Origin of the sequence: Amnibacterium flavum, assembly GCF_003097495.1 — a bacterium.
Lineage (GTDB): Bacteria > Actinomycetota > Actinomycetes > Actinomycetales > Microbacteriaceae > Naasia > Naasia flava.
In genome coordinates this window covers 972,345-986,241 of the sequence record NZ_QEOP01000001.1, presented here as the reverse complement: position 1 = coordinate 986,241, position 13,897 = coordinate 972,345, and the positions used below count along the sequence as shown (strand labels likewise).

The 13,897-nt window shown below is 68.8% G+C and carries 10 protein-coding genes, 1 tRNA gene and 1 other RNA gene; 5 read left to right on the top strand and 7 right to left on the bottom strand.

Annotation, left to right across the window (positions count from 1 at the left end):
* Window positions 1-31: 31 nt before the first annotated feature.
* The 6 genes from DDQ50_RS04665 to ffs form a co-directional block, all read right to left on the bottom strand.
* The gene (locus DDQ50_RS04665; protein WP_116755508.1) at window positions 32-1,510 is read right to left on the bottom strand and encodes a malate:quinone oxidoreductase; all 1,479 of its coding nucleotides are present in this window, start codon (window positions 1,508-1,510) and stop codon (window positions 32-34) included.
* A 93-nt stretch (window positions 1,511-1,603) separates the two neighbouring features.
* Window positions 1,604-2,662, bottom strand: a complete 1,059-nt coding sequence (locus DDQ50_RS04660; RefSeq protein ID WP_116755507.1) for an aspartate-semialdehyde dehydrogenase — start codon at window positions 2,660-2,662, stop codon at window positions 1,604-1,606.
* 35 nt (window positions 2,663-2,697) lie between these two features.
* Window positions 2,698-3,981 (bottom strand): aspartate kinase, encoded by a 1,284-nt coding sequence (locus DDQ50_RS04655; protein WP_116755506.1) that lies wholly within the window; start codon window positions 3,979-3,981, stop codon window positions 2,698-2,700.
* A gap of 54 nt (window positions 3,982-4,035) precedes the next feature.
* Window positions 4,036-4,641, bottom strand: coding sequence for a recombination mediator RecR (gene recR / locus DDQ50_RS04650; protein WP_116755505.1), 606 nt, complete (start codon window positions 4,639-4,641; stop codon window positions 4,036-4,038).
* Window positions 4,642-4,646: 5 nt separating this feature from the next.
* Entirely contained in the window at window positions 4,647-6,731 is a 2,085-nt protein-coding gene (locus DDQ50_RS04645) for a DNA polymerase III subunit gamma and tau (RefSeq protein ID WP_116755504.1), read from the bottom strand.
* Between the two features lie 75 nt (window positions 6,732-6,806).
* An RNA gene (gene ffs / locus DDQ50_RS04640) (signal recognition particle sRNA small type) lies at window positions 6,807-6,903 on the bottom strand.
* Window positions 6,904-6,965: 62 nt separating this feature from the next.
* Between ffs and DDQ50_RS04635 the strand changes: the two genes are divergently transcribed.
* A tRNA-Ser gene (locus DDQ50_RS04635) sits at window positions 6,966-7,053 on the top strand.
* A gap of 268 nt (window positions 7,054-7,321) precedes the next feature.
* The gene (locus DDQ50_RS04630) at window positions 7,322-7,942 is read left to right on the top strand and encodes a hypothetical protein (RefSeq protein WP_133245900.1); all 621 of its coding nucleotides are present in this window, start codon (window positions 7,322-7,324) and stop codon (window positions 7,940-7,942) included.
* 10 nt (window positions 7,943-7,952) lie between these two features.
* Here DDQ50_RS04630 and DDQ50_RS04625 read toward each other — a convergent pair whose 3' ends face one another.
* Window positions 7,953-9,227 carry a saccharopine dehydrogenase family protein gene (locus DDQ50_RS04625; RefSeq protein WP_116755502.1) on the bottom strand — a complete coding sequence of 425 codons (1,275 nt, stop codon included), beginning with the start codon at window positions 9,225-9,227 and terminating at the stop codon, window positions 7,953-7,955.
* Between the two features lie 249 nt (window positions 9,228-9,476).
* Here DDQ50_RS04625 and DDQ50_RS04620 point away from each other — a divergent pair, with 249 nt between their 5' ends.
* Genes DDQ50_RS04620 through DDQ50_RS04610 form a run of 3 tightly spaced genes read left to right on the top strand, consistent with a single transcriptional unit; the run spans window position 9,477 to window position 13,781 of the window.
* Window positions 9,477-10,868 carry a glycoside hydrolase family 5 protein gene (locus DDQ50_RS04620; protein WP_205663570.1) on the top strand — a complete coding sequence of 464 codons (1,392 nt, stop codon included), beginning with the start codon at window positions 9,477-9,479 and terminating at the stop codon, window positions 10,866-10,868.
* Window positions 10,869-10,908: 40 nt separating this feature from the next.
* On the top strand, window positions 10,909-12,006 hold the full coding sequence (locus DDQ50_RS04615) for a zinc-binding dehydrogenase (protein ID WP_116755501.1): 1,098 nt from the start codon (window positions 10,909-10,911) through the stop codon (window positions 12,004-12,006).
* On the top strand, window positions 12,003-13,781 hold the full coding sequence (locus DDQ50_RS04610; RefSeq protein WP_116755500.1) for an IlvD/Edd family dehydratase: 1,779 nt from the start codon (window positions 12,003-12,005) through the stop codon (window positions 13,779-13,781). The genes DDQ50_RS04615 and DDQ50_RS04610 overlap by 4 nt, the downstream gene beginning before the upstream one ends.
* Window positions 13,782-13,897 lie beyond the last annotated feature (116 nt).

Sequence of the window (13,897 nt, the reverse complement as noted above, 5' to 3'; positions counted from 1 at the left end):
ATTCGAACACACGTTCGAATGTCGGTCAAGTTCATGCGGTGAGTTCGAGCGCCTCTGCGGTCTCCTGCTGGATCTTCTTGGCCTGAGCGGGTGAATCGGAGAGCAGGGTGCCGTAAGTCGGGACGAGCTGCCGGATCTCGGGCTCCCAACCATCGAATCGCGAGGGGAAGCACCTCTTCAGCAGGTCGAGCATGATCGGCACTGCCGTCGACGCGCCGGGCGAGGCTCCGAGGAGCCCGGCGATGCTGCCGTCGGAGGCGGCGATCACCTCGGTGCCGAACTGGAGAACTCCGCCCTTCGCCTTGTCGGGCTTGATCACCTGCGCGCGCTGACCGGCGACGACGAGCCGCCAGTCCTTGCGGTCGGCGTCGGGGAAGAACTCCTGGAGGCTCCGGAACTTCGAGGCACGACTCGCGAGCAGCTCACCGATCAGATAGCGGACCAGTGAGAAGTTGTCCTTCGCGACGGCGAGGAGCGGGATGATGTTGTGCACCTTGATCGACCCGAACAGGTCGAGGATCGACCCCTTCTTGAGGAATTTCGGGCTGAACCCGGCATAGGGGCCGAACATCAGCGATGCCCTGCCCCCGACGATGCGGGTGTCGAGGTGCGGGACGGACATCGGCGGGGCGCCGACGGAGGCCTTGCCGTAGACCTTCGCGTTGTGCCGGGCGACGACGCCCGGGTCGTCGGTGCGGAGGAACTGCCCGCTGATCGGGAAGACGCCGTAGCCGCGGGCCTCTTTGATCTTCGACTTCTGGAGCAGCTTGAGCGCCCAGCCGCCGGCTCCGACGAACACGAATCGCGCCTCGACCTCGCTCGTGGTGTGACCGACGAGCTGGTTGACCTTGACGTGCCAGTTGCCGTTCTTCAGACGACGGAGGCCGCGGACCTCGTGGTTCAGCAGCAGCTCGGCGCCGTCCTCTTCGAGGCGATCGAACAGCTGACTCGTGAGGGCGCCGAAGTCGACGTCGGTTCCCGCATCGATGCGGGTCGCCGCGATCGGCTCGTCCTTGTCGCGGCCGATGACGAGGGTCGGGGTCCACGAGTGGATGACGGCGGGGTCGTCGCTGAACTCCATGTCCGCGAAGAGGGGATGGGAGGAGAGCGCCTCGTAACGGCGGCGGAGGAACTCGACGTTGGCCGCGCCCCTGACGAAGGTCATGTGGGGGGTGGGATTGATGAACTGCGCCGGATCGGTGAGGTAGGACCCTTCGACGAGCGCGGACCAGAACTCGCGCGAGAGCTGGAACTGCTCGTTGACCTTGACCGCGCTCGCGATGTCGATGCTGCCGTCGGGGCGCTCGGGGGTGTAGTTGAGCTCGCAGTAGGCGGCATGGCCCGTTCCCGCGTTGTTCCACGGGTTGCTGCTCTCAGCCGCGACCTCGCCGAGGCGCTCGTAGATGCGGATCGACCAGGTCGGTTCGAGGCGGTGGAGGAGCGTCCCGAGGGTCGCGCTCATGATGCCTCCGCCGATGAGGACGACGTCGACGGGCTCAGCGGATGACATGGCTCCAGTTTAGGTCCGGCACCCGGGTGAACCCTTCGGGAGGTTCCGATGCGCGCCGCGCCCTGTCAGGCGGCGCAGCGGCAGCGGAAGCGGTCAGGCGGCGGTGCGGGCGGCGACGAGGAGTTCCGCGATCTGCACCGCGTTGAGCGCGGCACCCTTGCGGAGGTTGTCGTTGCTGATGAACAGCGCGAGGCCACGACCGCCGGGCACGCCCTCGTCGGTGCGGATGCGACCCACGTAGCTCGGGTCGGTGCCGGCAGCCTGCAGCGGCGTGGGCACGTCGGAGATCTGCACTCCCGCCGCGTCGGCGAGAAGCTCGTAGGCGCGTTCGGGGCTGATCGCACGGTCGAACTCGGCATTGATCGAGAGCGAGTGGCCGGTGAAAACGGGCACGCGCACGCAGGTGCCGCTCACGAGCAGCTCGGGCAGTTCGAGGATCTTGCGGCTCTCGTTGCGGAGCTTCTTCTCCTCGTCGGTCTCGTAGAGGCCGTCGTCGACGATCGAACCCGCGAGGGGGATGACGTCGAACGCGATGGTGCGAGGGAACTTGTGCGCTTCGGGGAACGTCACGGCCCTGCCGTCGTGCACGAGCGCTGCGGGGTCCTGAGCGACCGCCGCGCGCGACTGCTCGAGCAGCTCCTCGGCACCGGCGAGGCCCGCACCCGACACGGCCTGGTAGGTGCTGACGATGAGGCGCTGGAGTCCGGCCTCTTCGTGCAGGACCTTGAGGACCGGCATGGCCGCCATGGTCGTGCAGTTCGGGTTGGCGATGATGCCGTTCACCGACTGGGCGATGGCGTGGGGATTGACCTCGCTCACCACCAGCGGGACCTCGGGGTCCATCCGCCAGGCCGAGGAGTTGTCGATGACCTTGACCCCGGCCGCGGCGAAGCGCGGCGCCTGGGCCCGAGACGTGGTCGCACCGGCGGAGAACAGGGCGATGTCGAGTCCGGACGGGTCGGCCGTCGCCGCGTCTTCGACGACGATGTCCGTTCCGCGCCACGGCAGAGTGCTGCCCGCCGACCGCGCCGATGCGAAGTAGCGCATCTCGGCGACGGGGAAGTCGCGTTCTTCGAGGAGCCGGCGCATGACAGCACCGACCTGACCGGTCGCGCCGACGATTCCGACGCGGGCGCCCTGGGCATCCGACATGATGAACTTCCTCTTGTTGCGTCCGGGCTCGCCTGTCAGCGGCCGGTTCCTGCGTAGACGACGGCGTCGGTTTCGCCGTCGAGACCGAATGCGGTGTGCACGGCGCGGACCGCGTCGCTGATGGTGTCCGCACGGGTGACGACGGAGATGCGGATCTCGCTCGTCGAGATCATCTCGATGTTGATCCCCGCTTCGAAGAGGGCCGTGAACAGATCGGCGGAGACACCCGCGTTGGTTCGCATACCCGCGCCGACGAGGGAGAGCTTGGCGATCTGGTCGTCGTGCTGAAGACGCTCGAAGCCGACCTCGTCCTTGGAGTTCGTCAGAGCGGTCAGGACGGCCTGCGCGTCGGACTTCGGGAGGGTGAAGGAGATGTCGGTGAGTCCGGAGACGGCCGCGGAGACGTTCTGCACGATCATGTCGATGTTGGCGCCCGAGCGCGCGACGATGGTGAAGATCTGCGCGGCCTTGCCCGGCACGTCGGGAACCCCGACGACGGTGATCTTGGCTTCGCTGAGGTCGGCGGCGACGCCCGCGATGACCGGCTCTTCCACGGGTGCTCCGTTCTGGTCGAGCCCCGGACCTGCCGGGGTGTAGACGATGGTGCCCTCGTTGTTGTTGAACGAGGACCGTACGTGAAGGGTAACGCCGTGACGTCGCGCGTATTCGACGGCGCGGATGTAGAGCACCTTCGCTCCGGCGGCGGCGAGCTCGAGCATCTCCTCGCTCGTGATGCGCGGGATCTTGTGGGCGCGGGGCACGACGCGGGGATCGGCGGTGAAGATGCCGTCGACGTCGGTGTAGATCTCGCACACGTCGGCCTTCAGCGCGGCGGCGAGAGCGACAGCCGTCGTGTCGGAGCCGCCGCGGCCGAGCGTGGTGATGTCGCCGGTGCCTCTGTTGAATCCCTGGAAGCCCGCGACGATCGCGATGGCTCCCTCTTCCAGCGCCGTCTGGACCCGCTTCGGAGTGACGTCGACGATGCGGGCGGAGCCGTGCTGGGCGTCGGTGATCATGCCGGCCTGGCTACCGGTGAAGGAGCGGGCCTCGTGCCCCTGGCTCTCGATCGCCATGGCGAGGAGGGCCATCGAGATGCGCTCACCCGCGGTGAGGAGCATGTCGAGCTCGCGCGGGGCGGGGATGGGAGCGACCTCGTGGGCGAGGTCGAGGAGCTCGTCGGTGGTGTCGCCCATTGCCGACACGGCGACGACCACGTCGTTGCCGGCGCGTTTGGTCTCGACGATCCGTTTGGCGACGCGCTTGATGCTCTCGGCGTCTGCCACCGACGAACCGCCGAACTTCTGCACGATCAATGCCACTGCTGCACTCCTGGGACGCGGCCGAAATAGCCGCCCACGAGTCTATCTACGACTTCAGCGACCTTCGTCGACGAGCCTTCGTCCCTCGAAGGCCCGCCCGAGAGTCACTTCGTCGGCGTATTCGAGATCGCCGCCGACGGGCAGACCCGACGCGAGCCGGCTGACGGGGATGTCGAGCGTGCGGAGAGTGCGCGAGAGGTAGGTGGCGGTGGCCTCGCCCTCGAGGTTCGGGTCGGTGGCGATGATGACCTCCTCGACCGTGCCGTCGGCGAGCCGCTTCAGGAGCTCGCGGATGCGCAGCTGTTCGGGCCCGACGCCGTCGATGGGGCTGATCGCTCCGCCGAGCACGTGGTAGAGGCCGCGGAATTCCCGGGTGCGCTCGATGGCGACGACGTCCTTCGCCTCTTCGACGACGCAGATGAGAGCCCGGTTCCGGCGCGGGTCACGGCAGATGTTGCATCGTTCCTGGTCGGCGATGTTGCCGCACTCGATGCAGAAGCGGACCTGGTCGCGCACGACGAGGAGCAGCTCCCCGAGTCGGCGCACGTCGAAGGACTCGGTCTGCACGATGTGGAACGCGATGCGCTGAGCCGACTTGGGCCCCACCCCGGGGAGCCGGCCGAGCTCGTCGATCAGCTCTTGGACGATGCCTTCGTACACTCCGGTCAGTCCTTCGCTTTGGGCGCGATGGTGGTCTCCTCGAGGAAGTTGGCGCCGAGGATCTCACGCACGACCGCTTCGCCGTAGCGGCGGGACTCGTCGACCGCGGACGGGTCGACGACGACCGCGGCGGCTTCGGTCTGCACGGGGGCATCGACGCGGACGAGGAACTTGACGCGGGTGCCGAGGACCTCGACGATCGCCTGCCGCAGCACCTCGCTGACACCCTGGCCTGACGCCTGCTGCTGGCGGAAGCTGGTCACGTCGTTCTCGCTGACGAACCCGAGGGTGAGGACGTCACCGTTCAGGATGAGTGGCGACGCCGTGTAGACGACGGTCCAGGCGCTGATGCTGGAGCGTCGCACGGCTTCGAGCACCTCGGGCCACGCGTCGCGGACGTGCTGGAGTTCGAGCGCGCCGACCGGAGCGGTCGCAGCCGATGCGGCGGACGACACCGGGGAGGGCCCAGCTGGGGCGGGCTCGGCGGCGACCGGGGCGGCGCGCACCGGCTCGGGAGACGGCGCGACCTCGGACCGGGGCGGCTCGTCGGGCTCGGGCGCGTCGTCATCGCTGGGCGGCGGCGTGGACTCGGACATCAGAGGAGCCCCGGGCACCCTGACCTCCCAGCCGGGTTCGGAGACCGGGATCGATCCTGCGGTGACGGGACCGCCGCTCGGCCTGCGGGATTCGACGGGCGCGGACGGTGCTTCCGCGGCGGGGCGGACAGGAGGCGGCGCCTGCACAGGGGCGGCCGTCGGGCGTTCGGCCGCAGGGGCGGCGGGAGCGACCGCGGCGGGGGCAACCGTATCGACACGGGGAGCGGGGGCGGCCTCTGCCGGCGCGGGAACACGCTGAACCTGGACGGGAGCCGCAACCGGAGGCGCTGAAGCCGGAGCCGGAACGGCGGAACGCGAGCTGTCGCCGCTCGAGCCCTCGACACCGACCCGGCGTTCGAGTCGCTCGACGCGGGCGATGGCACCGGCCGAGTCGTTCGAGGGGACGAGGACCCGCGCGATCATGAGTTCGAGGTGCAGCCGCGGCGAGGTCGCACCGGTCATCTCGGTGAGCGCGTCATTGACGACGTCGGCGGCTCGGGAGAGCTCGGCGGCACCGAAATGGGTCGACTGCACCCGGTAGGACTCGATCTGCTCGGTGGGGACGCCGCGGAGCACCGCACCGGCGTTCGCGCCAGTGGCCGCGACGACGATGAGGTCGCGGAGTCGCTCGAGCAGATCCTCGACGAACCGGCGGGGATCCTGTCCGGTCTGGATGACCCGGTCGACGGCGCCGAACGCGGCGGCGGCGTCGCGCTGCCCGAGCGCCATGACGATCTCGTCGAGCAGGGCCCCGTGGGTGTACCCGAGCAGCGCGACGGCCCGCTCGTATTCGACGTTCGCACCCTCGGATCCTGCGATGAGCTGATCGAGCAGCGACAGGGTGTCGCGGACGGACCCTCCGCCCGCGCGGACGACGAGCGGCAGGACACCGGCGGCGACGGTGATGCCCTCGCTCGCGCACAGCTCGCCGAGGTACTCCAGCATCTGCGCCGGCGGCACGAGTCGGAAGGGGTAGTGGTGGGTGCGCGACCGGATGGTGCCGATGACCTTCTCGGGCTCGGTGGTCGCGAAGATGAACTTGACGTGCTCGGGCGGCTCTTCGACGATCTTCAGCAGAGCGTTGAAGCCCTGCGGCGTGACCATGTGCGCCTCGTCGAGGATGAAGATCTTGTAGCGGTCGCGTGCGGGAGCGAACACGGCGCGCTCGCGGAGGTCGCGGGCGTCGTCGACACCGTTGTGGCTCGCGGCGTCGATCTCGACGACATCGAGCGATCCGCCGCCGCCGCGGCCGAGTTCGACGCAGCTGTCGCACTTGCCGCAGGGGGTGTCGGTCGGGCCCTCGGCGCAGTTGAGGCAGCGGGCGAGGATGCGGGCGGACGTGGTCTTGCCGCAGCCGCGCGGACCGCTGAAGAGGTAGGCGTGGTTGACCCGATCGGTGCGCAGGGCGGTGCGGAGAGGATCGGTGACCTGGCTCTGGCCGATCAACTCTCCGAAGGACTCGGGCCGGTAGCGGCGATACAGAGCGGTGACCACGGGTCAAGGGTAACCGCCGCGTCGGACATCGGAGACGCCGTCGCCCGGCGCTCGGCGGGGTGCGCGCAGGGCGAAAAAAAGGACCCCCCGCGCACCCGCCAGAGCCCGGTTACCCTTGCTGCGTTTCCGCCCTGGGGGAGTTGGCCTGGATGGCGCCACGCGGGGAGCCGACGTCTAGCTTACCGTCACGGTAGGATGCTTGATGGCTTCGACGGTTCCGCCGTCTCGCCGACCGGAGGATTCGCCTAGTGGCCTATGGCGCACGCTTGGAAAGCGTGTTGGGTGAAAGCCCTCGGGGGTTCGAATCCCCCATCCTCCGCCAACAGGAAGAGCGCCGCCCCCCGGGGCGGCGCTCTTCCTGTTGGCGGAGGTAAAGGGATTCGGGGAGGAGCAGCCCGCGCAGCGGCTCGCGACGGAGTCCCCCATCCTCCGGCCGACGAAGGCGGCCCACCGCAGCACGCGAGACCGACCACGTGCTGGTCTCGGTACGCTGCTCCGCCGCTACTCGACCTCCGACTGCGGTGGCCCCGAAGTGGGTCCGTGCCCGCGCTGCGCTCCGCCGTTAGCATTCGGGTGGAGGGGGGTCCGCGATGCAGGCGCATATGGGGGTGGGTGAGGTCGTCACGCTGCGGCCTCTGTTCGCGAGCGTCGCTCGACGCGCGAATCTCTCGGCTCTGCTCGCACTGACTCCGCCGTTCGCGGCCCTGTATTTCCTGACCTGGGCGAGCGGCGGCGCGCTCGTGGTGCTGATCGTGAATGCGATCGTGGTCGCCATCCTCGTGGGCGGTATCGCTCGGATGGCCGCGGTGCGGGTGGCGTTCTCGCAGGACGAGATAGTCGAACGCGGCTACCTGGGCGGGGTGCATTCGACGCCGGCGGCCGAACTCGCCTCGGTGCTGGTGGTGCCGGTCAACAGCGGCCGCTCACTGGCGACGAACACGCACGTCTTCTTCCTCGATCGCGACGGCAGAACCCGCCTGCGCCTCCGCGGCCAGTACTGGGGCGACGCGATGATCGCGCGTGCGCTCGACGCCTACGACCTGCCGATCGAGCGGCTCACGGAGCCGATCACCCGCTCGGAGCTGCGGCATCGGTTCGGGGTGAACCTGTACTGGTACGAGCGTCACCCCGCTCTGACCTACCTCATCGGCGGGGCGGCCGTGCTGGTCATCACCGCTCCGCTCATCGCGGCGCTCAACTCGGTGATCTGAGGGGCGCGGCTCAGGCGAGTCGATCCTCCAGGCCCCAGGCCTGACCGTATCCGCCGTCGCTCTCGGCCTTCGCCATGAGCTCGAGGAACGGGGCCGCGTCGAAGGACTCAGGCCCGCGGACTCCTGCGCCCTGCCACACACCGGTGGCGAGCAGCTCGAGCGCGATCACGGGGTTGAGTGCGGTCTGCCACACCACGCACTGCGCCTCGTACTCGGCCATCGTCCACTCGTTGTCGCTCACGTGGTACAGGTACACCTCGCGCGGCGAGCCGTCCTTGCCCGTGCCGGTGACCCACAGCCCGGCGCAGGTCTTGCCGGTCATCCGGGGTCCGAGGGTCGCCGGGTCGGGCAGCGCCGCCGCGACGACGTCGCGCGGAGCCACTTCGACGGGGCCCGCGGCCGACCGGACGCGGATCGGCTTCACCTCGTCGAGGTGCAGCTGGTGCAGCGTCTTGAGGATGCCGATGAACTCATTGCCGAGTCCGTACTTGAAGGTGACGCGCTTCGCGTCGACCCAGCGGGGCATGAGCAGGACCTCTTCGTGCTCGACGTTGACGCACTCGACGGGGCCGATTCCGTCGGGGAAGTCGAAGACCTCGGGCTCGCTGAACGGCGGGGTGGTGTACCAGCCGCGGTCCTTCTCCCAGATGACCGGAGGGTTGAGGCACTCCTCGATGGTCGTCCAGATGCTGAACGAGGGGGCGAAGATCTCGTTGCCGTCGTCGTCGCGGACCACGAGGTTGGCGCCATCGCGCGTGCCGAGCTCGTCGATCTCGCTGAACAGGTGGTCTGCGGCGTAACGGGCGAAGACATCGCTGAGGCCCGGCTCGACGCCCATGCCCACGAGGGCGAGCCGGCCTGCGGCCTCCCAGTCCTCCGCCGCGTCGAACTGCTCGTCGCCGAGCTTCAGTCCGGTCTTCTCGTACGGCATCTCGGGGTCGGGTTCCGACAGGCTCATCGCCATGTCGAGGTAGTCGGCACCGGCGGCGAGCGCCCCGGCGAAGATCGTCTGCACGAACTTCGGCTCGACCGCGTTCATGACGTGGGTGGCACCGTGCTCACGGGCGACAGCCTCGACAGAGGCGGCGTCGGAGGCGTCGATCGATGCTGCTGCGAAACGGGAGGCGACCTCGTCGCCGTGACGGGCGGCGACCCAGGCCACGGTGCGCTCGGCCCGCGCGGGGTCGTAGTCGCTGACGACGATCAGTTCGTAGAAGTTGCGCCTCGCTGCGATCTTGGCGATCGCGTCGCCTACTCCGCCGGCACCGACCAAGAGGATCCTCATGGCACGACGTTAGCGGGAACAGGGCAACACGTACATGGATCGCGGCTTCAGCCGCGGAAATCGCTGTACGAGTCCCCGTTCGCGAGCGATTCCGCAGTTCCTGCACCGGCGTGCGCGACCTCGCTCCACGGGGAGGCCTCGAGGCAGGTCCGCCTTCCTTGACACGGCCTGAAGCGATTCCTAGGCTGACTTCGCAACTTTTGAAACTCGCTGTTGAGATAAAGAAAGTTTCGCGACGAGGGAGTCTCCGTGTCAGCAGTTTCATCCGCCCCGTTCCTCCATGTCGAGGGGGCGTCGTTCGTCGACGCGAGCGGGGAACCGGTCCGACTGCGCGGCGTCTGCATCGGCGGTTGGCTCAACATGGAGAACTTCATCACCGGCTACGCGGCCAACGAGTCGCTCATGCGGGAGAAGGTCCGTGAGGTCCTGGGCGATGAGAAGTACGAGCGGTTCTTCGAACGCCTGCTGACCGCGTTCTTCGACGACGCCGACGCGCAGTTCCTCGGCGACAACGGCTTCAACGTCGTCCGGATCCCCGTCAACTACCACCACCTCGAACGCGACGACGCGCCGTTCGAGATCATCGAGGACGGCTTCCGCCACCTCGACCGCGTCATCGAGCAGTGCGCGGCACGGGGCATCTACTCGGTCATCGATCTGCACGCCCTGCCGGGTTCGCAGAATCAGCACTGGCACTCCGACAACCCGACCCACATCGCGTCGTTCTGGCTGCACAAGCACTTCCAGGACCGCGTCGTCGGCATCTGGGAGGCCATCGCGACCCGCTACAAGGGCAATCCGTGGGTCGCCGGCTACAACCTGATGAACGAGCCTGCCGACCCGTCGCGCAAGGTGGTCGGCCCGTTCTACGAGCGCCTCTTCGAGGCGGTCCGGGCGATCGACCCCGACCACATCGTCTTCAACGACGGCAACACCTACTCGACCGAGTTCGACATCTTCGGCGAACCGTGGCCGAACACGGTCTACACGCTGCACGACTACGTCTCGGCCGGCCTGGGCCGTGGACTCGACTACCCCGGCTTCAACATGGACGGCGTCTGGATCGATCGCGACTTCGCCAGAGCCAAGTTCCTGCAGCGCTCCGAATACGCCCGCGGATCGGGCACCCCGATCTTCGTCGGGGAGTTCGCACCGATCTACACCGGAGACGAGCGGATCGACGCGATGCGCCGGGACATCCTGCGCGACCAGCTCGAGCTGTACCGCGAGTACGACGCGAGCTGGACGACCTGGATGTACAAGGACCTCGGCCGTCAGGGACTCGTCTCCGTGAAGCCCGACACCCCGTACCGCCGACGCTTCGACGATTTCGTCGCCAAGAAGGTCCGCCTCGGCGTCGACCAGTGGGGCAGCACGGGTGAAGGAGTGAAGGAGGTGACCCAGCCGGTGCAGGATCTCGTCGCCGCCGAGGTTCCCGACTTCTCGCCGTACCCCTGGGGCCGCTTCGACTGGGTGCGCACGCTGCTGCTCAACATCACGATCGCCCAGCCCCTCGCCGACGAGTACGCGGAGCTGTTCCGCGGGCTGGACGACGCCGAGCTCGATGCCCTCGCCGACTCGTTCTCCTTCGAGAACTGCGCCGTGCGGGAGACCCTCCTCGACCAGCTGAAGGAAGGCTGACCATGACCCCCACGCACCTGTCCGCGGAGAGGACCCGCTGATGCGCGCCGCCGTGTTCCGCGAGCCCGGCTCGCCGCTCGTCATCGAAGAGGTCCAGCTCGACGCACCAGGACCCGGCGAGATCCGCGTCCGCATCGAGGCGGCCGGCGTCTGCCACAGCGACTACCACTACATGACGGGCGACATCGCCTGCCCGCTGCCCATCGTTCTCGGCCACGAGGGCGCGGGCATCGTCGAGGCGCTCGGCGAGGGCGCGGGCGAGAAGGTCAAGGTCGGCGACCGGGTCGCTCTGCTCTGGCGCCCGCGCTGCGGCAAGTGCGAGGCCTGCGTCACCGGCAACCCGGTGCTCTGCCAGTTCGGTCGCGTGCTCGCTCAGACCGGCGGCCTGCTCGACGGCACCTCGCGTCTCCACGAGGGCGACGAGAAGGTGCACCACTTCCTCGGCGTCTCCTGCTTCGCGGAGTACTCGGTCGTCTCCGAGAGCTCCGTCGTCGTCGTGCCCGACGGAGTGCCGCCCGAGGTCGCCGCCATCGCCGGCTGCGCCGTCATCACGGGTGTCGGGGCCGCGTTCAACGCCGTGCACGACGCAGCCGGACGCCCGCTCGTCGTCTTCGGCGCCGGCGGTGTCGGCCTGTCCGCGGTGATGGGCGCTCAGCTCATCGGCGCTAACCCGATCGTCGTGGTCGACATGGATGACGCCCGCCTGGATCTGGCGAAGCAGATCGGTGCGACTCACGTCGTGAACGCGGCCGACGGCAGGACCGTCGAGAAGGTCCTCGACATCCTCCCGACCGGTGCTCCCTGGGTCATCGAGGCGATCGGCCGACCCGACACGATGCAGCAGGCGTTCGCCACGGTCGGCCCGGCCGGCACGCTCGTGGCCATCGGCCTCGGCCGCGGCGATGCGTCCTTCGCGGTCCCGGTGAACGAACTGGTACAGCGGCAGAAGAAGGTCGTCGGATCGCTCTACGGGTCGAGCAACCCGCTCGTCGACCTTCCGCGGATCTTCGAGCTGTACCTCGCGGGAAAGCTCCCCCTCGACGCGCTCCTCGGCGACCGCCTCCCCCTCGCGGAGGTCAACGAGGGCTACCACCAGCTCACCCACGGCGCCATCGGAAGAACGGTACTGATCCCATGAACGACGAACTGCGCGGTGCTCAGGAGAACGAGCCCATCACCGAGACCACCGATCCGTCGGAGGGTCGCTTCCGCAGTGCGGAGTGGTACGGCGGCACGGACCGCAACGCGTACCTGCACCGCGCCTGGATGCGCCGGGGCCTGCCGAACCACGCGTTCGACGGGCGGCCGCACATCGCGATCGCGAACACCGCATCCGACCTGACCCCCTGCAACTCGCACCTCGACGAGGTCGCCGAGGCCGTCAAGCAGGGCGTCTACGAGGCGGGCGGCATCCCGCTCGACCTGCCGGTGGTGTCGCTCGGCGAGACGCTCGTGCGTCCCACCGCGATGCTCTGGCGCAACATGGCGGCCATGGCGATGGAGGAGATGTTCCGCGCCAACCCGATCGACGGCGTTGTGCTCCTCGGCGGGTGCGACAAGACCATCCCGTCGCTGCTGATGGCGGCCGCCTCCGTCGACCTGCCCGCAGTGGTCGTTCCGGGCGGACCGATGCTGAACGGGCACTTCCGCGGCGTTCCGCTCGGCTGCGGAACCGACGTCTGGAAGCTCAGCGAGGAGGTCCGCGCCGGCACCCTCGACGAGGATCTGTTCCTCAAGTCCGAGCAGTCGATGATCCGCAGCAAGGGTCACTGCAACACCATGGGCACCGCGTCGACGATGGCGATCATGGCCGAGGCTCTCGGCATGACCATGCCGGGCATCGCCGGGACGCCCGCACCCGACAGCCGCCTGCTCGTCACCGCGCACGAGACCGGCGTCCTCGCCGTCGACATGGTCCGCGCGGACCGCCGCATCAGCGAGGTGATCACCAAGCAGTCGTTCGAGAACGCGATCGTCGCCCTCGCGGCGATCGGCGGATCGACGAACGCCGTCGTCCACCTCCTCGCCATCGCCGGTCGCCTCGGCATCGACCTCACGCTCGACGACTTCGACCGCGTTGGCGCCGGCGTCCCGCTGCTCGTCAACCTGCAGCCGTCAGGACGCTTCCTCATGGAGGACCTCTTCCGTGCGGGCGGCGTGCTGGCCGTGCTCAACCAGGTGAGCGACCTGCTCGACCCCGCGCCGATCACCGTGACCGGCGCACCGCTCGTCGACTACGTCACGAACCAGCCCACCTGGGACGAAGAGGTCATCTTCCCGCGTCAGGAGCCGCTGATCGAGGACGCCGGCATCGCCGTGCTCCGCGGCAACCTCGCCCCGCTCGGCGCGATCATCAAGCCCGCCGCAGCGTCACCCGAACTGATGGTCCACCGCGGCAAGGCGGTCGTCTTCGACTCGATCGAGGACCTGCACGCGCGGATCGACGACCCCGACCTCGACGTCGACGCCAGCTCGGTGCTCGTCCTCCGCGGCTGCGGTCCGAAGGGGTACCCGGGCATGCCCGAGGTCGCGAACATGCCTCTGCCGAAGAAGCTGCTCGAGGCGGGTGTGCGCGACATGGTGCGCATCTGCGACGGCCGGATGAGCGGCACCGCGTATGGCACGGTCGTGTTGCATGTCGCCCCCGAGGCGGCGGCGGGTGGCCTGCTCGCCTACGTGGAGAACGGCGACACGATCCTGCTCGACGTTCCCGGTCGCCGACTCGAACTCGAGGTGGATGCCGCAGAGCTGGAGCGCCGGACGGTCGCACCGACGACCGCCGACGGCTTCGCATCTCCGAGCCGCGGGTGGGAGCGCCTCTACGTCGACCACGTGCAGCAGGCCGACACGGGAGTCGACCTCGACTTCCTGCTCGGCGGATCGGGCTCGAAGGTCTCGCGCGAGTCCCACTGACCCCACCAGAGCTGGGCGTTCCGGGCGAACGCGCACGTTCCGGCCGGCCCCCATGCCCGGAACGTGCGCGCGCCTGGTCGGACGGCCAGGTCAGCGGGGCGCGACCCAGTCCCTCG

Excerpts from the sequence above, each read along its gene's own strand:
- DDQ50_RS04630 (WP_133245900.1), top strand. The coding sequence starts at position 7,322 with ATGCAGGCGCATATGGGGGTGGGTGAGGTCGTCACGCTGCGGCCTCTG.
- DDQ50_RS04660 (WP_116755507.1), bottom strand. The coding sequence starts at position 2,662 with ATGTCGGATGCCCAGGGCGCCCGCGTCGGAATCGTCGGCGCGACCGGT.
- DDQ50_RS04625 (WP_116755502.1), bottom strand. The coding sequence starts at position 9,227 with ATGAGGATCCTCTTGGTCGGTGCCGGCGGAGTAGGCGACGCGATCGCC.
- DDQ50_RS04610 (WP_116755500.1), top strand. The coding sequence starts at position 12,003 with ATGAACGACGAACTGCGCGGTGCTCAGGAGAACGAGCCCATCACCGAG.
- DDQ50_RS04615 (WP_116755501.1), top strand. The coding sequence starts at position 10,909 with ATGCGCGCCGCCGTGTTCCGCGAGCCCGGCTCGCCGCTCGTCATCGAA.
- DDQ50_RS04665 (WP_116755508.1), bottom strand. The coding sequence starts at position 1,510 with ATGTCATCCGCTGAGCCCGTCGACGTCGTCCTCATCGGCGGAGGCATC.